The sequence below is a fragment of the Streptomyces sp. NPDC037421 genome, from assembly GCF_055602105.1.
This window is the reverse complement of record NZ_JBVJWV010000008.1, coordinates 81,672-100,286: the sequence shown is the minus strand read 5'-3', so window position 1 is coordinate 100,286 and position 18,615 is coordinate 81,672. Positions and strand designations below refer to the sequence as shown.

Annotated in this window: 15 protein-coding genes; 8 read left to right on the top strand and 7 right to left on the bottom strand. The window is 70.9% G+C overall.

The window, feature by feature from the left end:
* Positions 1 to 138: 138 nt before the first annotated feature.
* A complete protein-coding gene (locus ACZ7IF_RS14690; protein WP_470969652.1) occupies positions 139 to 1,092 on the bottom strand; it encodes a Yip1 family protein in 954 nt (317 codons plus the stop codon).
* 232 nt (positions 1,093 to 1,324) lie between these two features.
* On the opposite strand from ACZ7IF_RS14690, the gene ACZ7IF_RS14685 reads away from it, so the two are divergent.
* Positions 1,325 to 2,320 carry a hypothetical protein gene (locus ACZ7IF_RS14685; RefSeq protein WP_470969649.1) on the top strand — a complete coding sequence of 332 codons (996 nt, stop codon included), beginning with the start codon at positions 1,325 to 1,327 and terminating at the stop codon, positions 2,318 to 2,320.
* Positions 2,321 to 2,401: 81 nt separating this feature from the next.
* On the opposite strand, the gene ACZ7IF_RS14680 is transcribed toward ACZ7IF_RS14685, so the two are convergent.
* Together ACZ7IF_RS14680 and ACZ7IF_RS14675 are read right to left on the bottom strand one after the other, a co-directional pair.
* The gene (locus tag ACZ7IF_RS14680; RefSeq protein WP_470969645.1) at positions 2,402 to 5,317 is read right to left on the bottom strand and encodes a heterodisulfide reductase-related iron-sulfur binding cluster; all 2,916 of its coding nucleotides are present in this window, start codon (positions 5,315 to 5,317) and stop codon (positions 2,402 to 2,404) included.
* Positions 5,318 to 5,427: 110 nt separating this feature from the next.
* A complete protein-coding gene (locus ACZ7IF_RS14675) occupies positions 5,428 to 5,955 on the bottom strand; it encodes a sugar transferase (protein WP_470969641.1) in 528 nt (175 codons plus the stop codon).
* Positions 5,956 to 6,209: 254 nt separating this feature from the next.
* On the opposite strand from ACZ7IF_RS14675, the gene dnaK reads away from it, so the two are divergent.
* From dnaK to ACZ7IF_RS14655, 4 genes are read left to right on the top strand one after another with little or no spacing between them, the layout of a single operon-like run.
* Complete coding sequence (gene dnaK, locus ACZ7IF_RS14670; RefSeq protein ID WP_470969638.1) at positions 6,210 to 8,054, top strand: molecular chaperone DnaK; 1,845 nt, start codon at positions 6,210 to 6,212, stop codon at positions 8,052 to 8,054.
* Complete coding sequence (gene grpE / locus ACZ7IF_RS14665; RefSeq protein WP_470969634.1) at positions 8,054 to 8,719, top strand: nucleotide exchange factor GrpE; 666 nt, start codon at positions 8,054 to 8,056, stop codon at positions 8,717 to 8,719. The genes dnaK and grpE overlap by 1 nt, the downstream gene beginning before the upstream one ends.
* A 39-nt stretch (positions 8,720 to 8,758) precedes the next feature.
* The gene (gene dnaJ, locus ACZ7IF_RS14660; RefSeq protein WP_470969631.1) at positions 8,759 to 9,931 is read left to right on the top strand and encodes a molecular chaperone DnaJ; all 1,173 of its coding nucleotides are present in this window, start codon (positions 8,759 to 8,761) and stop codon (positions 9,929 to 9,931) included.
* Position 9,932: 1 nt separating this feature from the next.
* The gene (locus ACZ7IF_RS14655) at positions 9,933 to 10,400 is read left to right on the top strand and encodes a heat shock protein transcriptional repressor HspR (RefSeq protein ID WP_427708201.1); all 468 of its coding nucleotides are present in this window, start codon (positions 9,933 to 9,935) and stop codon (positions 10,398 to 10,400) included.
* A 104-nt stretch (positions 10,401 to 10,504) separates the two neighbouring features.
* Here ACZ7IF_RS14655 and ACZ7IF_RS14650 read toward each other — a convergent pair whose 3' ends face one another.
* Positions 10,505 to 11,536: a helix-turn-helix transcriptional regulator gene (locus ACZ7IF_RS14650; RefSeq protein ID WP_470969628.1), complete on the bottom strand. Its 1,032-nt coding sequence runs from the start codon at positions 11,534 to 11,536 to the stop codon at positions 10,505 to 10,507.
* Positions 11,537 to 11,848: 312 nt separating this feature from the next.
* Here ACZ7IF_RS14650 and ACZ7IF_RS14645 point away from each other — a divergent pair, with 312 nt between their 5' ends.
* Positions 11,849 to 12,163 (top strand): Rieske (2Fe-2S) protein, encoded by a 315-nt coding sequence (locus ACZ7IF_RS14645; protein ID WP_030228709.1) that lies wholly within the window; start codon positions 11,849 to 11,851, stop codon positions 12,161 to 12,163.
* A gap of 175 nt (positions 12,164 to 12,338) precedes the next feature.
* On the opposite strand, the gene ACZ7IF_RS14640 is transcribed toward ACZ7IF_RS14645, so the two are convergent.
* Entirely contained in the window at positions 12,339 to 12,743 is a 405-nt protein-coding gene (locus ACZ7IF_RS14640; RefSeq protein ID WP_470969625.1) for a pyridoxamine 5'-phosphate oxidase family protein, read from the bottom strand.
* Between the two features lie 169 nt (positions 12,744 to 12,912).
* Here ACZ7IF_RS14640 and clpB point away from each other — a divergent pair, with 169 nt between their 5' ends.
* Complete coding sequence (gene clpB, locus ACZ7IF_RS14635; protein ID WP_470969622.1) at positions 12,913 to 15,513, top strand: ATP-dependent chaperone ClpB; 2,601 nt, start codon at positions 12,913 to 12,915, stop codon at positions 15,511 to 15,513.
* 110 nt (positions 15,514 to 15,623) lie between these two features.
* A complete protein-coding gene (locus ACZ7IF_RS14630; protein ID WP_470969618.1) occupies positions 15,624 to 16,163 on the top strand; it encodes a type III secretion system chaperone family protein in 540 nt (179 codons plus the stop codon).
* A 13-nt stretch (positions 16,164 to 16,176) separates the two neighbouring features.
* On the opposite strand, the gene ACZ7IF_RS14625 is transcribed toward ACZ7IF_RS14630, so the two are convergent.
* Together ACZ7IF_RS14625 and ACZ7IF_RS14620 are read right to left on the bottom strand one after the other, a co-directional pair.
* The gene (locus tag ACZ7IF_RS14625; RefSeq protein WP_470969614.1) at positions 16,177 to 17,328 is read right to left on the bottom strand and encodes a glycosyltransferase family 39 protein; all 1,152 of its coding nucleotides are present in this window, start codon (positions 17,326 to 17,328) and stop codon (positions 16,177 to 16,179) included.
* Between the two features lie 8 nt (positions 17,329 to 17,336).
* The gene (locus tag ACZ7IF_RS14620; protein ID WP_470969610.1) at positions 17,337 to 18,524 is read right to left on the bottom strand and encodes a pyridoxal phosphate-dependent aminotransferase; all 1,188 of its coding nucleotides are present in this window, start codon (positions 18,522 to 18,524) and stop codon (positions 17,337 to 17,339) included.
* Positions 18,525 to 18,615 lie beyond the last annotated feature (91 nt).

The window sequence follows — 18,615 nt, the reverse complement described above, 5'->3', positions numbered from 1 at the left end:
GGGTTCCTTGAGGGCGCCACGCCTAGGGGGAAGAAAGAGAGAGACCGCGCCCAAGCCCCCCAGACCACCCCCCCCCCGCGCGCCCCCCCCCCCCCCCCCCCCCCCCCGCCCCCTTCCCGTACGTACGCTCCGGGACGGCTAGAGCGTGCCCAGCTTGATCATCGAGAGCAGTGCGACCAGCTGGATCGCGGACGCGCCCAGCGCCTTCTGCCAGGGCAGGTCGTGCGACTTGCTCACCATCGCGGTGAAGAGCGCGCCGGCCGCCAGCCAGGTCACCCAGCCCAGCACCTGCACGAACATGTTGTCGCCGCCCAGGAACACCGCCACCAGCAGGCGCGGCGCGTCCGTGATGGTCATGACCAGCATCGACAGGCCCACGGTCGGCTGCCACGCGCCGTCGCCGCCCAGCTGGCGGGCCAGGGTGTGGGTGACCGCGCCGAGGATCAGGCCGCACAGGACGAAGGCCACGCCGGCGCTGAGGATGATCGGGATCACCTGGGTGAGGGTCGCCTTGATGGCGTCCTCGCGGGCCTTGTCGAAGCCGAAGACCGCGAGCATGCCGTAGACGAAGGTCACGACCAGCGCCGGGCCCCAGACGGGGTAGTCGCGCATCTGGAGGAAGGTCGGTCCCGGCCGCAGCACGATGCCGCGCAGCAGGTCCTTCCAGTGCAGCCGCGGCCCGGCGGGGGCCGCGGGGGCCGCGCCCGCCTGGTACGTCGCGCCCTGGCCGTACGGGTCCTCGCCGACCGAGAAGGCCTGGGTGTACCCCGGGTCGTTCGCGTACGAGGCCCCGTGCTGGCCCGCGTACGGGTCCTGCGGCGGCTGCGGGTGCGGGTGCGGCTGGGAGTACTGGCCCTGCCGGCCCGGCTGCGCCTGCTGGCCGTACGGGTCGAAGTACTCCGGCTCGCCGTGGTCGCCCGCGCCGCCCTGGGCCGGCCAGTGCTGCTGCGGCGGCGGGCCGGCGGGCGGGTAGGGCTGATGACCGTACGGCGCTTGCTGCTGCTGACCGTACGGCTGCTGCCGCGGGGTGTGCGGGGGTTGCTGCGGAGGGTGGTTGTCGTCCCTGCCGCGTCCGATCCTGAATCCAGCCACGTGATCGAAAGTACCTGCTCCGCCGGGCGGCCGTGGCCGGGCCACCGGAACGGGCGGCCTTTGCGGCTGACCTGTGACATCCCCTAGGGGAAGCCGGGGGAGGGTGATTTACACGGTTGCGGGGGCTTCTGTGGTGGTTCGTTACGCAGCCGACGGAATGCGTACGTATCGGGTCCGTAGCTTCGGGAGTGTCGCCGCCACGGAGTCACGAACCAGAACGGAAACCCAAGACATGCGCCGTACCCGCCGCAGCACCACCCTTCGTACCGCCGCAGTCCTCACCGGCGCCGCCGCCGTGCTGGCACTGCCCGTCGGGTCCGCCTTCGCGGACTCGCCGACGGTGCCGGAACCCGAGGTGCTGCCGGGGGTCGAGCAGCCGGCGGTGGACCCGTCCGTCGACCCGTCTGTCGAGCCGTCCGTGAAGCCGTCCGAGAAGCCCGTCGAGAAGCCGTCGAAGGGCCGGGCGTACGTCACCACCGTGAGGCTGGCCGACGGGTCGGTCGCCAAGGTCTACAAGCTCGGCGACGGCCACTTCGCGGCCGATGTCTTCGCCGGCGGCACGAAGCTGGACACCCTGGTCAGCAGGAACGGCAGGCCGGCGTACGGGCAGAACAACGGCCTGCACGTCGTCCTCCAGCCGGACGGCACCGTCACCTCGTGGATCGAGGGCGGCTCCCGCAAGCCCGCCGAGAAGCCGGCCGAGAAGCCGAAGCCGCAGGTCAAGAAGGAGACCTCGGTACGGATCACCATGCCGGACGGGCGGATCGCGCGGCTGGTCGACGGCCCGAAGGGCAAGCGCGCCGAGATCTCCATGCCGAACGGGAACGTCCTCGGCGCGATCGACCTGAAGAACCCGAGCGTGCTGAACGACGGCTGGACGTACAAGCTCGTCCAGGACGGGAAGCGCGTCAAGTTCGTCGTCATCGACGGCAAGGGGGGCGGGGACAGCTGGGTGTACGACTTCTCCACCGGCAAGCTGATCGAGCAGTACAAGGCGGAGAAGCCGGCGAAGGTGACGACGAAGGCGGACGTGAAGACGGACGTGAAGACGGAGCCGTCGAAGTCCGAGCGGGTCGTCCCGAAGGGCGGCGTGAACGCCGGCGCCCAGGGGGTCCCCGCCCCGCAGGCCGACACCCCGCTGCTGCTGGCCGCGGGCGGCGGCATGGCCGCGGCGGGCGCGGCGGGCCTCGGCTTCGCGATGCTCCGCCGGAACCGCACCAGCGACTGACCCCCCGACGCGCGCGGATACGCGGAACGGCCGGCCCCCCGTGGGGGACCGGCCGTTCTCACTGCCGTGTTCGGCCCGTGACTACTTGGCCGCCTCGGGCTTCGCCTCGCCCTTGCCGTCGGTCTCGGCGGGAGCCTCGTCCTTGACCTCGTTGTCGGCCTCGGTCTCGGTCTCAGTGGGAGCGTCCGCCTTGGCCTCGGGCTCGGCCGGAGCCTCCGCCTCGGGCTCGGCCTCGGCCGGAGCCTCCGCCTCGGGCTCGGGCTCGGCCGGAGCCTCCGCCTCGGGCTCGGCGTCCGCCTCGGGCTCCGCCGCAGGCGCCTCGTCGGCAGCCTCGGTCTCCGCGGCGGGCTCGTCGTCGGCCTTCGGCTCGGAGTCGGCCTTCGGCGCCGCCTCGGCCTCTGCCTTGGCCGGAGCCTCTGCCTTGGCCGGAGCCTCTTCCTCGGCCGGAGCGTCGGCCTCTGCCTTGTCGTCGGCCGTCGCCTCCGCCTCGGGCGCCTCGGCCTCGTCTTCGGCGTCTTCCTCCGGCTTCGCCTCAGCGGCAGCCTCAGCGGCTGCCTTGGCCTCCGCCTCTTCCTTGGCCTTCGCCTCCGCAGCGGCAGCTGCCTTGGCCTTGGCTTCGGCTTCCGCCTTGGCCTTCGCCTCGGCTTCCGCAGCCGCCTTCGCCTCGGCTTCCGCAGCCGCCTTCGCCTCGGCTTCCGCAGCCGCCTTCGCCTCGGCTTCCGCAGCGGCAGCGGCTTCGGCGGCTTCGGCCTCCGCCGCCAGTGCCGCGAGCTCCTCCTCCGTCGGCTCCGGTGCCTTCACCGACTCCAGCAGCAGCTGCGCCACGTCCACGACCTGGACGGATTCCTTCGCCTGGCCGTCGTTCTTCTTGCCGTTCACCGAGTCGGTGAGCATCACGAGGCAGAAGGGGCAGGCGGTGGAGACGATGTCCGGGTTCAGGGACAGGGCCTCGTCGACGCGCTCGTTGTTGATGCGCTTGCCGATCCGCTCCTCCATCCACATCCGCGCACCGCCGGCGCCACAGCAGAAGCCCCGCTCCTTGTGGCGGTGCATCTCCTGCTGACGCAGGCCCGGCACGGCGGACATGATCTCGCGCGGCGGCGTGTAGACCTTGTTGTGCCGGCCCAGGTAGCACGGGTCGTGGTACGTGATCAGGCCGTCGACCGGCGTGACCGGCGTGAGGCGGCCCTCGTCGATCAGGTGCTGGAGCAGCTGCGTGTGGTGGATGACCTCGTACTCGCCGCCCAGCTGCGGGTACTCGTTCGCGATGGTGTTGAAGCAGTGCGGGCAGGTGGAGACGATCCGCTTCGCGGACTTCGGCTTCTTCGTCGACGGGTCGTCGTCGTCCTCGCCGAACGCCATGTTCAGCATGGCCACGTTCTCCTGGCCCAGCTGCTGGAACAGCGGCTCGTTGCCCAGGCGGCGCGGCGAGTCACCGGTGCACTTCTCGTCGCCGCCCATGATCGCGAACTTGACGCCCGCGATGTTGAGCAGCTCCGCGAAGGCCTTCGTGGTCTTCTTCGCCCGGTCCTCCAGGGCGCCCGCGCAGCCGACCCAGTACAGGTAGTCGAACTCCGAGAGGTCCTCCGCGTCCTTCCCGATGATCGGGACCTCGAAGTCGACCTCCTTCGTCCACTCCACGCGCTGCTTCTTGGCCAGGCCCCAGGGGTTGCCCTTCTTCTCCAGGTTCTTGAGCATCGTGCCCGCCTCCGACGGGAACGCGCTCTCGATCATCACCTGGTAGCGGCGCATGTCGACGATGTGGTCGATGTGCTCGATGTCGACCGGGCACTGCTCCACGCACGCACCGCAGGTCGTGCAGGACCACAGCACGTCCGGGTCGATGACGCCGTTCTCCTCGGCCGTGCCGATCAGCGGACGCTCCGCCTCGGCCAGGGCCGCCGCCGGGACGCCGGCCAGCTGTTCCGCCGTGGCCTTCTCGTTGCCCTCCATGTCCTTGCCGCCGCCCGCGAGCAGGTACGGGGCCTTCGCGTGCGCGTGGTCGCGCAGCGACATGATCAGGAGCTTCGGGGACAGCGGCTTGCCGGTGTTCCAGGCGGGGCACTGCGACTGGCAGCGGCCGCACTCGGTGCAGGTGGAGAAGTCGAGGATGCCCTTCCAGGAGAACTGCTCGACCTGGGAGACGCCGAAGACGTCGTCCTCGCCGGGCTCCTCGAAGTCGATCTCCTTGCCGCCCGAGGTCATCGGCTGGAGGGCGCCGAGCGCCGTCGAACCGTCGGCGTTGCGCTTGAACCAGATGTTCGGGAAGCCGAGGAAGCGGTGCCAGGCCACACCCATGTTGGTGTTGAGCGAGACCGTGATCATCCAGATGAAGGAGACGCTGATCTTCACCATCGCGGTGAAGTAGATGGCGTTCTGGATACCGCTGAACGAGAGCCCCTTGAAGGCCAGCACCAGCGGGTACGAGGCGAAGTACGCCGGCTCGTAGGACTCCACGCCGTGGATCGCGCCCTCGAGGCCGCGCAGCGCGAGGATCGCGAGGCCGATGGTGAGGATGACGTACTCGACGAAGTACGCCTGCCAGGCCTTCGAGCCGGCGAAGCGCGACTTGCGACCGGCCCGCGAGGGAAGGTTGAGCAGGCGGATCACCATCAGGACGACGATGCCGACGACCGTCATCACGCCGATGAACTCGGTGTAGAGCTCGAAGGGCAGGAAGTCGCCGACGATCGGCAGCAGCCAGTCCGCCTGGAAGAGCTGGCCGAAGGCCTGCACCAGGGTGGGCGGCAGCGTCAGGAAGCCGATCGCGACGAACCAGTGCGCGAAGCCGACGATGCCCCACCGGTTCATCCGGGTGTGGCCGAGGAACTCCTTGACCAGGGTGATCGTTCGGTCCTTCGGGCGGTCCGTGCGGCTGCCCGCCGGTACGGGTTGGCCGAGCTTCACGAACCGGTAGATCTGCGCCACGGCTCGGGCGATCAGCGCGACGCCGACCACGGTCAGGACCAGCGACACGATGATCGCGGCGAGTTGCATGGGAGGGCTCCTCGGGCGGGACTTACTAAGCGGTAACTTATTGAGTCAAGGCTTGAGGTTACCCAGTTCCCGCGCCGCACTGTAGGTGAGCGTGCGGTGATCTGTGTCGCTCAGGCATGCCTCTGTCGGTAGGCCGCCCGAGGGGTCTGCGCGAGGATCGCGAGATCCATCCCCAGCCAATGGCTCTCCACATAGTGCCGGTCCAGCAGGGCCATCTCCTCCCAGGGGAGGTCGGAACGCGCGCTGACCTGCCACAATCCGGTCATTCCGGGACGTACGAGCAGCCGTTCCGGGTGGTCGGTACGGGCCTCAGGGCGCGGCCCGACCAGCGACATCTCGCCGCGCGCCACGTTGAGCAGCCGAGGAAGCCCCTCCAGTGCGCACCGCCGCACCAGCGCGCCCGCCCGCCCCGCGTCCTCGGTGCGCAGCCGCCAGGCGCGGAACGGCCGCCCGCCGAGCCCGAGCGCGGGCTCCCGCACGAGGACCCGCGCGCGGGTCGCCGCGTACAGCAGGGCGGCGGTCAGCAGCAGCGGGAGGGCCGCCACCGCCAGCAGGGCCACCGCGCCGATCAGGTCGAACACCCGCTTGGCCGGCGGTCGTGGCCCTGGCCGGGCGGTGAGGGGGTGCGGCAGACGCATGCCAGCACCGTGCCGGAAGCCCCTGGCGCCCCTGCCGCGCCGCGCGGCCGCGAGCTGCGCCGGGTACCCGTTCGGGTGCGGCCCGGCCGCCTCGGCCCCGGCCCCCGCGCCTCGACCGCCGGCGGGGGGCCGGGGTTCCCCTGAGCGTAAGCGCAGCCTAAAGGTTGAGCGCCCTCGACTCACCTCTGTTGACGCCAGGGCGGCGTTACGGCATTCTTGAGCCTGTTCCACTCAAGTCAGCTGGAGGAATCGAAATGGCACGTGCGGTCGGCATCGACCTGGGCACCACTAACTCCGTCGTCAGCGTTCTCGAAGGCGGCGAGCCCACCGTCATCACCAACGCCGAGGGTGCCAGGACCACGCCGTCCGTCGTCGCCTTCGCCAAGAACGGCGAGGTCCTCGTCGGCGAGGTGGCCAAGCGCCAGGCGGTCACGAACGTTGACCGGACCATCCGCTCCGTCAAGCGCCACATGGGCACTGACTGGAAGATCAACCTGGATGGCAAGGACTTCAACCCGCAGCAGATGAGCGCCTTCATCCTGCAGAAGCTGAAGCGCGACGCCGAGGCGTACCTGGGCGAGAAGGTCACGGACGCGGTCATCACCGTTCCTGCCTACTTCAACGACTCCGAGCGCCAGGCGACGAAGGAGGCCGGCGAGATCGCCGGCCTGAACGTCCTGCGCATCGTCAACGAGCCGACCGCCGCCGCCCTGGCGTACGGCCTCGACAAGGACGACCAGACCATTCTCGTCTTCGACCTCGGCGGCGGCACCTTCGACGTGTCGCTCCTGGAGATCGGCGACGGTGTCGTCGAGGTCAAGGCCACCAACGGTGACAACCACCTCGGTGGCGACGACTGGGACCAGCGCGTCGTCGACTACCTGGTGAAGCAGTTCGCCAACGGCCACGGCGTCGACCTGTCCAAGGACAAGATGGCGCTCCAGCGCCTGCGCGAGGCCGCCGAGAAGGCGAAGATCGAGCTGTCCTCCTCCACGGAGACCTCGATCAACCTGCCGTACATCACGGCCTCCGCCGAGGGCCCGCTGCACCTGGACGAGAAGCTCACCCGCGCCCAGTTCCAGCAGCTGACCGCGGACCTGCTCGACCGCTGCAAGACCCCGTTCCACAACGTCATCAAGGACGCCGGCATCGCGCTGTCCGAGATCGACCACGTGGTCCTGGTCGGCGGCTCCACCCGCATGCCGGCCGTCGCCGAGCTCGTCAAGGAGCTCACCGGCGGTCAGGACGCCAACAAGGGCGTCAACCCGGACGAGGTCGTCGCCATCGGCGCCACCCTCCAGGCCGGTGTGCTCAAGGGTGAGGTCAAGGACGTCCTGCTCCTCGACGTGACCCCGCTGTCCCTCGGCATCGAGACCAAGGGCGGCATCATGACCAAGCTCATCGAGCGCAACACGACCATCCCGACCAAGCGGTCGGAGATCTTCACGACGGCCGAGGACAACCAGCCGTCCGTGCAGATCCAGGTCTACCAGGGCGAGCGCGAGATCGCGGCGTACAACAAGAAGCTCGGCATGTTCGAGCTGACGGGCCTGCCGCCGGCCCCGCGCGGCGTCCCGCAGATCGAGGTCTCCTTCGACATCGACGCGAACGGCATCATGCACGTCACGGCCAAGGACCTTGGCACGGGCAAGGAGCAGAAGATGACCGTCACCGGCGGCTCCTCGCTCGGCAAGGACGAGGTCGACCGCATGCGCCAGGAGGCCGAGCAGTACGCGGACGAGGACCTGCGCCGCAAGGAGGCCGCCGAGTCCCGCAACCAGGGCGAGCAGCTCGTCTACCAGACGGAGAAGTTCCTCGCGGACAACGCGGAGAAGGTCCCGGCCGAGGTCAAGACCGAGGTCGAGACGGCCGTCACCGAGCTGAAGGACAAGCTCAAGGGCGAGGACACCGCCGAGATCCGCACCGCGACGGAGAAGCTCGCCGCGGTCAGCCAGAAGCTCGGCCAGGCCATCTACGCCGACGCGCAGGCCGCCCAGGCCGCCGGCGGCGCGGGTGACGCGGGCCAGGCCAAGGCCGACGACGACGTCGTCGACGCCGAGATCGTCGACGACGAGAAGCCGAAGGGCGGCGCTGCCTGATGTCGGAGGAGACCCCGGGTTTCGAGGAGAAGCCCGAAGTCCCCACCGGCGCCGGCGCTGACGACGCGGAGCCGAAGGCCGCCGACTCCTCCAAGGAGGAGGACGAGGCGGCCCCGGCCGGGGACAAGGCTCAGGATGTGGCCCTGCTGGCGCAGCTGGACCAGGCCCGTACCGCGCTCGGCGAGCGCACCGCGGACCTCCAGCGGCTCCAGGCCGAGTACCAGAACTACCGTCGCCGCGTGGAGCGGGACCGGGTCGCCGTCAAGGAGATCGCGGTCGCGAGCCTGCTGACGGAGCTCCTCCCGACCCTGGACGACATCGGCCGGGCCCGGGAGCACGGCGAGCTGGTCGGCGGCTTCAAGTCGGTGGCCGAGTCGCTGGAGACCGCCGCCGCCAAGATGGGGCTGCAGCAGTTCGGCAAGGAGGGCGAGCCCTTCGACCCGACGATCCACGAGGCCCTGATGCACTCGTACGCGCCGGACGTCACCGAGACGACCTGCGTGGCGATCCTGCAGCCGGGGTACCGGATCGGCGAGCGCACGATCCGCCCCGCGCGGGTCGCGGTGGCCGAGCCCCAGCCGGGCGCGGCACCCGCAGCGAAGTCCGAGTCCGGTGACGGCGACACGCCGTCCGACAAGGACACGGATGCCCCCGACAAGGGCTGACGGACACCATGTAGGGATCCGAGAGGAGGGACACCGGGGATGAGCACGAAGGACTTCGTCGAGAAGGACTACTACAAGGTCCTCGGTGTCCCGAAGGACGCCACCGAGGCCGAGATCAAGAAGGCGTACCGGAAGCTCGCCCGCGAGTTCCACCCGGACGCCAACAAGGGCGACACCTCGGCCGAGGAGCGCTTCAAGGAGATCTCCGAGGCGAACGACATCCTCGGCGACGCCAAGAAGCGCAAGGAGTACGACGAGGCCCGCGCGCTGTTCGGGAACGGCGGCTTCCGCCCCGGCCCGGGCGGCGGCTCGTTCAACTTCGACCTGGGCGACCTGTTCGGCGGTACGCAGCAGGGCGGCCAGGGCGGCTTCGGCGGTGGCCTGGGCGACGTCTTCGGCGGGCTGTTCAACCGCGGCGCCGGCGCCGGTGCGGGCACCCGCACCCAGCCGCGCCGCGGCCAGGACGTCGAGTCGGAGGTCACGCTCTCCTTCACGGAGGCCGTGGACGGCGCGACCGTGCCGCTGCGGATGTCCTCGCAGGCCCCCTGCAAGGCCTGTTCGGGCACCGGCGACACGAACGGCACCCCCAGGGTGTGCCCGACCTGCGTCGGCACCGGCCAGGTCTCCCGGGGCAGCGGCGGCGGCTTCTCGCTGACCGACCCCTGCGCGGACTGCAAGGGCCGCGGCCTGATCGCGGAGAACCCCTGCGAGGTCTGCAAGGGCAGCGGGCGCGCCAAGTCCTCCCGCACCATGCAGGTCCGGATCCCGGCGGGCGTCTCCGACGGCCAGCGGATCCGGCTGCGCGGCAAGGGCGCTCCGGGCGAGCGCGGCGGCCCGGCGGGTGACCTGTACGTGGTGGTGCACGTCGGCACCCACCCGGTGTTCGGCCGCAAGGGCGACAACCTCACGGTGACGGTCCCGGTGACCTTCGCCGAGGCCGTCCTGGGCGCCGAGATCAAGGTGCCGACCCTGGGCGGCCCCCCGGTCACCCTGAAGCTCCCCCCGGGCACCCCCGGCGGCCGCACCATGCGGGCCCGGGGCAAGGGCGCGGTCCGCAAGGACGGCACCCGCGGCGACCTGCTCGTCACGGTGGAGGTCGCGGTTCCGGCGGAGCTGTCCGACAAGGCCCGCGAGGCCCTGGAGCTGTACCGGGACGCGACCGGGGCCGAGGACCCGCGCGCCCTCCTGTTCGAGTCCGCGAAGGGAGCATGACATGGACGGCCGCCGACGACAGCCCCGCTTCGGCGAGGGGGCCTATCAGCTCACCGACGAGACCCCGGTCTACGTGATCTCGGTGGCCGCCCAGCTCTCGGGCCTGCATCCGCAGACCCTGCGCCAGTACGACCGCCTCGGTCTGGTCTCCCCGGACCGTACGGCCGGCCGCGGCCGGCGGTATTCGGCCAGGGACATCGAACTGCTCCGCACGGTGCAGCAGCTGTCCCAGGACGAGGGCATCAACCTGGCCGGGATCAAGCGGATCATCGAACTGGAGAACCAGGTGGCCGCGCTCCAGCAGCGCGTGGCCGAGCTGTCCGCCGCCGTGGACGGGGCGGCCGCCGCCCTCCAGGCCCGCGAGGCCCAGGTGCACGCCTCGTACCGCCGCGACCTGGTCCCGTACCAGCCGCCGGTGCCGGGCAACGCGCTGGTCGTCTGGCGCCCCACCAAGCGCCCGGGCGACTGACCCACGCGCCGTGAAGGCCCCGTCGGGCCCCTCCCGCACAGGAGGGGCCCCGGCGGGGCCTTCCGCGCGTCGGGGGGCTCCTGGCGGCCGCCTGCGGGCTCCTGTCAGCCTTCGGGGAGCTGCGCCGGGTTCGAGCCGTGCAGGATCCCGGACTGGGCGATGAGGTAGCCGAGTTGGGCCCTGCTGCCGCTGCCCAGGGCGGCGGCCAGCTTCGCGATGTGCGCGCGGCAGGTGCGTACGTTCATTCCCAGCCGGCGGGCGATGGCCTCGTCCACGTGGCCCTCGATCAGCAGCTGTGCGATGGAACGTTGCACTCCGGAGATACCATCCGGGTTGTGCGTATAAGTGACCTCGTCGCCCAACGGCACGGCTCTGCGCCAGAGTTGTTCGAAGACCTTGATGAGGTAGTCCACCAGCCCCGGGTGCCGCAGCTCCAGGGCCACCCGGCGGTCGTCGCTGGCGGGGATGAAGGCCACCGTGCGGTCGAAGATCATGAGACGCTCTATCAGCTCCTCCAGCGTGCGGATCTCGACCTTCCCCGTGGAGATCCGGTCCACGTAGGCGAGCGTCCCCTGGCTGTGCCGCACCGTGTGCTGGTAGAGCGTCCGGATGCTCACCCCGCGGTCGATCAGCGGCGTGGCGCGCTCCAGGGCCTCGCTGAGGATGAAGGTCGGCCGCGCGCCGCCCGGCTGGACGGTCAGGGCCTCGGTATGGCACTCGGCGGTGGCCAGGTCGAGGGCGGCGTTGATCTGGTCGATCCCCTCCAGGACCGTGATGGCGTGGGTGTTGGAGGGGCTCTGGGCGCTGATGGTGAGGAACGGCTCGAATGCATCGGTGAGATCTACGGCGGTGCGCCTGCGTTCCTGGATCTCGCGTTCGAGGGGATGGAGCCGCTGGGCCAGGGCGACGGACGGGGGAACCGCGCGCAACTGGTTGGCGTCATCCGGGTCGGGTCGCAGGAGTGCGAATTCGAGCAGGCAGGGGGCGTTCTGGACCTCGCCGCGCGCGACGCGGCCGGTGCTCAGGGCCGCCGCGTACAGTCGCGCGCCCTCGCTGCACATCGCCGTGACGGGGTGGGGATGTGTCGGGTTTGTCTCGTTTCTTGTCAAATCTCCACCCCCCAGGGTCCTGAACATGTAAGAACATGATGCATCGTCCCTGTGGCACTGACGTGCCTGAATGAGCCATCGTCTGTCAGTGCGGGGGAGAGGATTCCATCAAGTGAGGACGAAGCCGACCATGTATAAGAGAATGCTTCGCTCGGCGCTTGCCGTTGTTTTCTCCGTCGTTGCGGTCATTGGAGCAGTCGTAGCCGGCAACGGCGGCGACGCGGGAAGTGCTCAGGCGAGTGCCGCCGCGCACGTCGAGTCCATAGGCAAGAGCGATCTCGGCTGGAACTCGGGTCCTGCGGACCTCGGCTGGGACACGGCCCCTGCGAAGGCCTCCTGATGACCCCCGACGACCGCGACTTCCGCCGCGAAATGGCATCCGCGTACCGCTCCGGGTGGCAGTTCATCGACCTCGCCACGGCGATCCCCTACGCCGGCGACTCGTTGATGGTCACCCTTTTCGGCCAGCCGATCGTCGTCGTGCGCGAGGAGGACGAGGACGTCCGCGCCTACCGCTGTCTGCGCCGCCCCCGGGGCGCACCGCAGCCCGTCCGCTGCGAAGTGCGGTACGGCATGGTCTTCGTCAACCTCGACCAGCGTGACCACCAGCTCTTCGAGCCCGATATCACCACCGCCACCCCCCGCAGTGCCTGAGGCGATTCCCCCGTCGTTGCAGATCGCTCCAGGTGCTACCCCCACACAACGGCGCCATCGTGGACCTGACCACGATGGCGCCGTTGTGATGTCCGCGTCCAGTGGTTGAACCGGACAATCGCCGGGGGATCCGCGGAGGAACGCTCGAAGGTCCCTCCAGGTCCGCCCCGGGGGCTCAGGCCCGGCCCATGGCCCGGTCGAGGGTGATCTCCAGGACCACCCGGTCCGGGTTGGGCGAGGGCATCCGCCCGTACCGCTCCGCGTAGCGCGTCACGGCCTCGGCGACCGACGCCTCGTCCGTACGGATCACCGCGCGCCCCTCCAGGGTGGCCCAGCGCCTGCCCTCCATCTGGCAGACCGCCACCCGCGCGCCGCCCCCGGCCGCCGCCAGGACGTTGCGGACCTTCTTGCTGTGCTTGTTGCTGATCACCCGCGCCACCCCGGCCTCCGGGTCGTAGGTCACCCCGACGGGCACCACGTGCGGCGTACCGTCCGGGCGGGGGGTGGTCAGGGTGCAGACGTGCCGCTCCCGCCAGAAGGCGAGGTACTCGGGCGTCGGGTTGAGTACGTCATGGGACATGGGCCGAAGCGTACGCCCGCGTACCCGCCGGATCCGGCGGGAGAATGGCCCCGAGCGGAGGCTTGAGTGGAATAGACTCAACTTTGCAGATGCTGAATCTGTCAGAGTCCGCACCCGCCCAGCCGGGTGCGACGCGTCACGTACGCCCGCCGGAGAGGAGAAACCGAGAGTGGACGCCGAGCTGACCAACAAGAGCCGCGACGCCCTGAACGCGGCCACGAGCAGGGCCGTCAAGGACGGCCACGCCGACCTGACCCCCGCGCACCTCCTGCTGGCGCTGCTCGCCGGCGAGGACAACGAGAACGTCATCGACCTGCTGGTCGCCACCGACGCCGACCAGGCCGCCGTCCGCGCCGGGGCGGAGCGGCTGCTCGCCGCCCTGCCCAGCGTCACCGGCTCCACCGTCGCGCCCCCGCAGCCCAGCCGCGACCTGCTCGCCGTACTGGCCGAGGCCGACTCCCAGGCCGGCCGCCTCGGCGACGAGTACCTCTCCACCGAACACCTCCTCATCGCCATCGCCGCCAAGGGCGGACCGGCCGGTGAGGTCCTTTCCGCCCAGGGCGCCACGGCGAAGAAGCTGCTGGACGCCTTCCAGAACGCACGAGGAGCACGGCGGGTGACCACCCCCGACCCCGAGGGCCAGTACAAGGCCCTGGAGAAGTTCGGCACCGACTTCACCGCCGCCGCCCGCGACGGCAAGCTCGACCCCGTCATCGGACGCGACCACGAGATCCGGCGCGTCGTCCAGGTCCTCTCCCGCCGCACCAAGAACAACCCGGTGCTCATCGGCGAGCCCGGCGTCGGCAAGACCGCCGTCGTCGAGGGCCTGGCCCAGCGCATCGTCAAGGGCGACGTCCCCGAGTCCCTCAAGGGCAAGCGGCTCGTCTCCCTCGACCTCGGCGCGATGGTGGCCGGCGCCAAGTACCGCGGCGAGTTCGAGGAGCGGCTCAAGACCGTCCTCGCCGAGATCAAGTCGAGCGAGGGCCAGATCATCACCTTCATCGACGAGCTGCACACCGTCGTCGGCGCCGGGGCCGGCGGGGACTCCGCCATGGACGCGGGCAACATGCTCAAGCCCATGCTGGCCCGCGGCGAGCTGCGCATGGTCGGCGCCACCACCCTGGACGAGTACCGCGAGCGCATCGAGAAGGACCCCGCCCTGGAGCGCCGCTTCCAGCAGGTGCTGGTCGCCGAGCCCACCGTCGAGGACACCATCGCGATCCTGCGCGGGCTCAAGGGCCGCTACGAGGCCCACCACAAGGTCGTCATCAACGACAGCGCCCTCGTCGCCGCCGCCACCCTCTCCGACCGCTACATCACCTCCCGCTTCCTGCCCGACAAGGCCATCGACCTCGTCGACGAGGCGGCCTCCCGGCTCCGCATGGAGATCGACTCCTCGCCCGTGGAGATCGACGAGCTCCAGCGCTCCGTGGACCGGATGCGGATGGAGGAGCTGGCGCTGAAGAACGAGTCCGACCCGGCCTCGATCGAACGCCTCGACAAGATCCGCAAGGACCTCGCGGACAAGGAGGAGGAGCTGCGCGGCCTCACCGCCCGCTGGGAGAAGGAGAAGCAGTCCCTCAACCGCGTCGGCGAGCTCAAGGAGCGCCTGGACGACCTGCGCGGCCAGGCCGAGCGCGCCCAGCGCGACGGCGACTTCGACACCGCCTCCAAGCTGCTCTACGGGGAGATCCCGCAGCTGGAGCGCGAGCTGGCGGAGGCCACCGAGGAGGAGGCCGCGGCCGGGACCTCGAAGAACTCCAAGAACGCGATGGTCAAGGACGAGGTCGGCCCCGACGACATCGCCGACGTGGTCGGCGCCTGGACCGGCATCCCGGCCGGCCGGCTCCTCGAAGGGGAGACCCAGAAGCTCCTGCGCATGGAGGACGAGCTGGGCCGCCGCCTGATCGGCCAGACCGAGGCCGTACGGGCCGTCGCGGACGCCGTCCGCCGCACCCGCGCCGGCATCGCCGACCCGGACCGTCCCACCGGCTCGTTCCTCTTCCTGGGCCCGACGGGCGTGGGCAAGACGGAGCTGGCCAAGGCCCTCGCGGACTTCCTCTTCGACGACGAGCGGGCCATGGTCCGCATCGACATGTCCGAGTACTCCGAGAAGCACAGCGTGGCCCGGCTGGTCGGCGCCCCGCCCGGCTACGTGGGCTACGAGGAGGGCGGCCAGCTCACCGAGGCCGTCCGCCGCCGCCCGTACAGCGTGGTGCTGCTGGACGAGGTCGAGAAGGCCCACCCCGAGGTCTTCGACATCCTGCTCCAGGTCCTCGACGACGGCCGCCTCACCGACGGACAGGGCCGGACGGTGGATTTCCGCAACACCATCCTGATCCTCACCTCGAACCTGGGCAGCCAGTTCCTGGTGGACCCGGTGCCCTCCGCCGAGGACAAGAAGGCCCGGGTCCTGGAGGTGGTCAGGGCGAGCTTCAAGCCGGAGTTCCTCAACCGTCTCGACGACCTGGTGGTCTTCTCCGCGCTGACCCGCGACGAGCTGGCGCACATCGCCGAGCTCCAGATCGCCCGGCTCGCCAAGCGCCTCGCCGACCGCCGGCTCGGCCTGGAGGTCACCCCGGAGGCCCTGGCCTGGCTGGCGGACAAGGGCAACGACCCGGCGTACGGTGCCCGCCCCCTGCGGCGCCTGATCCAGACGGCCGTGGGCGACCGCCTGGCCAAGGAGATCCTCTCCGGCGAGGTCCGCGACGGCGACACCGTACGGGTCGACGTGGCCGGCGAGGACCTGCTGGTCGGGCGGGCCCTGTAAGGGCCGCGCGGCCCCCCGTGTCCGCCCGGAGCGGATCGCGGGTGCGGGGCTGGACACGGGGTAGGCGAGATGGGGGAGGATGGCGTCATCCGCACGAAGGGAAGTACACGGTGAGCATCGACCCGGCCTCGATTCCGAACTTCGGGGGTCAGCCCGAACCGCAAGGCCAAGGACCGGCGGGCCCCGTCGTCCCCGACCAGGACCTGGTGAAGCAGCTCCTGGAGCAGATGGAGCTGAAGTACGTCGTCGACGACGAGGGTGACCTCGCGGCGCCGTGGGAGGACTTCCGCACCTACTTCATGTTCCGCGGCGAGGGCGAGCAGCAGGTCTTCTCCGTGCGGACCTTCTACGACCGCCCGCACGCCATCGACGACAAGCCGCAGCTGCTGGAGTCGATCGACGACTGGAACCGCCGCACCCTGTGGCCGAAGGTCTACAGCCACACGCACGACGACGGCTCGGTCCGCCTGATCGGCGAGGCGCAGATGCTGATCGGCACCGGCGTCAGCCTGGAGCACTTCGTGTCCTCCACGGTCAGCTGGGTCCGCGCGTCGATCGAGTTCGACAAGTGGCTGCTGGAGCAGCTCGGCCTGGAGAAGGACGTCGACTCCGCCGACGGCGAGGAGAAGAAGGAGGAGGACGGCGAGTAGCCGTCCCCCCCTCCTACAGGGGTACCTTCGCCATCAGGAGCAGGTACGCCCCGTAGCCGTACGAGAGCCCGGCCAGCCCGGCGGTCACCGCGATCGCCGTGCGCGGCCGGGCTCTCGCCATGGCGGCCGCCACCGGCAGCAGCAGCGGGAACGCGGGCAGCAGGAAGCGCGGCTTCGACTCGAAGAAGCCCGCCCCGCCGAAGGTGATCACCAGCAGCGTCCCGGCGTACACGAGCAGTGGCAGCGGCGTCCGGTCCAGTACGGCCAGTACCGCGAGCAGCCCCGCGGCGGCGAGCACGGCCAGCGTCACCCCGACCGGGACGGTCACGGGCCCGCCGGACAGGGCCTTCCAGGCCGTCTCCAGGGTCCCGCCGCCGAAGTCGAAGCGCGAGCCCCACTGCCGCTGGACGGTGAAGTAGCCGAGGGGGTCGTGGCGGTGCGCCCCGACGGCCACGACGTACGAGGCCCAGCCCGCGGGCGCGAGCAGCCCGGCCGCCCACACCTCGGGCGCGCGGTTGCCCCGTACCACCAGCTCCCGCAGGGCCAGGACGGTCACGGCGGCGGCGACGGCGATCCCGGTGGGCCGGGTCAGCCCGGCGAGCGCCGCCAGGGAGGCCGCCCACAGCCAGCGCTCCCGCAGCAGCGCGTACAGCGCCCAGGCGGCCAGCGCGCACAGCAGGGGCTCGGTGTAGGCGAGGCTCAGCACCACCGCGTGCGGCAGCGAGGCCCACAGCGCGACGAGCAGCACCCCGGCCCGTGCCCCGAGCAGCAGCTCCCCGATGCGGTACACCCCGACGGCGGCGACGGCCGCGGCCGTCCAGGACACCACGAGCCCGGCGACGGGGCCGCCGCCGGTGAGGTCCACCAGCAGCGGGTACAGGGGGAAGAAGGCGTAGTCGCTCTGGATGGAGTCGGAGGCGGGCCACATGTGGGTGCGGCCGTAGCCCTGAGCGGCGATGGAGAGGTACCAGAAGGAGTCCCAGGAGCCGCCGAGCACCTTCACCGGGTTCCGGCCGGCCCACCAGGCGCCGAGGGCGATGACCAGCGCCCCGGCTCCGCGCACGGCGGCGAACACCCCGAGTGCGACCCCGGCCGACCAGGCCGTCCCCTGTCTTCGTCTGGTCCGTCCGGGGGCGGGCGGGGTCCGTCTCGTCGTCACGTCCATGCCGGGCCTCAGAGCGCGCGGAGGCGGTCCACGGCCTCCTGGAGGACGGCGGTCTGCTTGCAGAAGGCCCAGCGGACCTGGGTGGCCCCGGCGGACTTGTCGTCGTAGAAGACCTGGTTCGGGATGGCGACGACCCCGCACCGCTCGGGCAGGGCGCGGCAGAAGGCGAGGCCGTCCTTCTCGCCGAGGGGCGAGATGTCGGTGGTGATGAAGTACGTGCCCTGCGGGCGGAAGACCTCGAACCCGGCGGCGGCGAGCCCGTCGGAGAGGAGGTCGCGCTTGGCGGCGAGGTCCGCGCGGAAGCCGTCGAAGTAGGAGTCGGGGAGGGCGAGGGCCTCGGCGACGGCGTACTGGAAGGGGCCGGAAGAGACGTAGGTCAGGAACTGCTTGGCGGAGCGGACCGCCGAGACCAGCGCGGGCGGGGCGGTGATCCAGCCGACCTTCCAGCCCGTGAAGGAGAAGGTCTTGCCGGCGGAGGAGATGGTGACGGTGCGTTCGCGCATGCCGGGCAGGGAGGCCAGCGGCACGTGCCCGCCCTCGAAGACGAGGTGCTCGTACACCTCGTCGGTGACGACGAGGAGGTCGCGCTCCACGGCGAGTCCGGCGACGGCGGCCAGCTCTTCGCGGGTCAGGACGGTGCCCGTGGGGTTGTGCGGGGTGTTGAGCAGGAGCAGCCGGGTGCGCGGGGTGATCGCGTCGCGCAGGGCGTCCAGGTCGGGGCGGAAGTGCGGGGCGCGCAGGGTGAGCGGGACGCGGACCGCGCCCGCCATGGCGATGCAGGCGGCGTAGGAGTCGTAGAACGGCTCCAGCGCGATGACCTCGTCGCCCGGTTCGAGGAGGGCGAGGAGGGAGGCGGCGATGGCCTCGGTGGCGCCGGCGGTGACGAGGACCTCGGTGTCCGGGTCGTAGGACAGGCCGTAGAAGCGCTGCTGGTGGGCGGCGATCGCGGTGCGCAGCTCGGGGATGCCGGGGCCCGGCGGGTACTGGTTGCCGCGGCCGTCGCGGATCGCGCGTACGGCGGCTTCGGCGATCTCGGCGGGGCCGTCGGTGTCGGGGAAGCCCTGGCCCAGGTTGATCGACCCGGTGCGGGCGGCCAGCGCCGACATCTCCGCGAAGATCGTGGTGCCGAAGGCGGCGAGGCTGCGGTTGAGGAAGGGGCGGCTGCTGCTGCCCGCGGGTGCGCTCATGAGCGCCATCCTGGGGGGAACCTCTGGAGTTGCTCAAGTGTGCTTTCGAGGCATTGGCCTGCGGGCATCCCCCTTGCACGCGGGCCACGGGGGTCCCGTC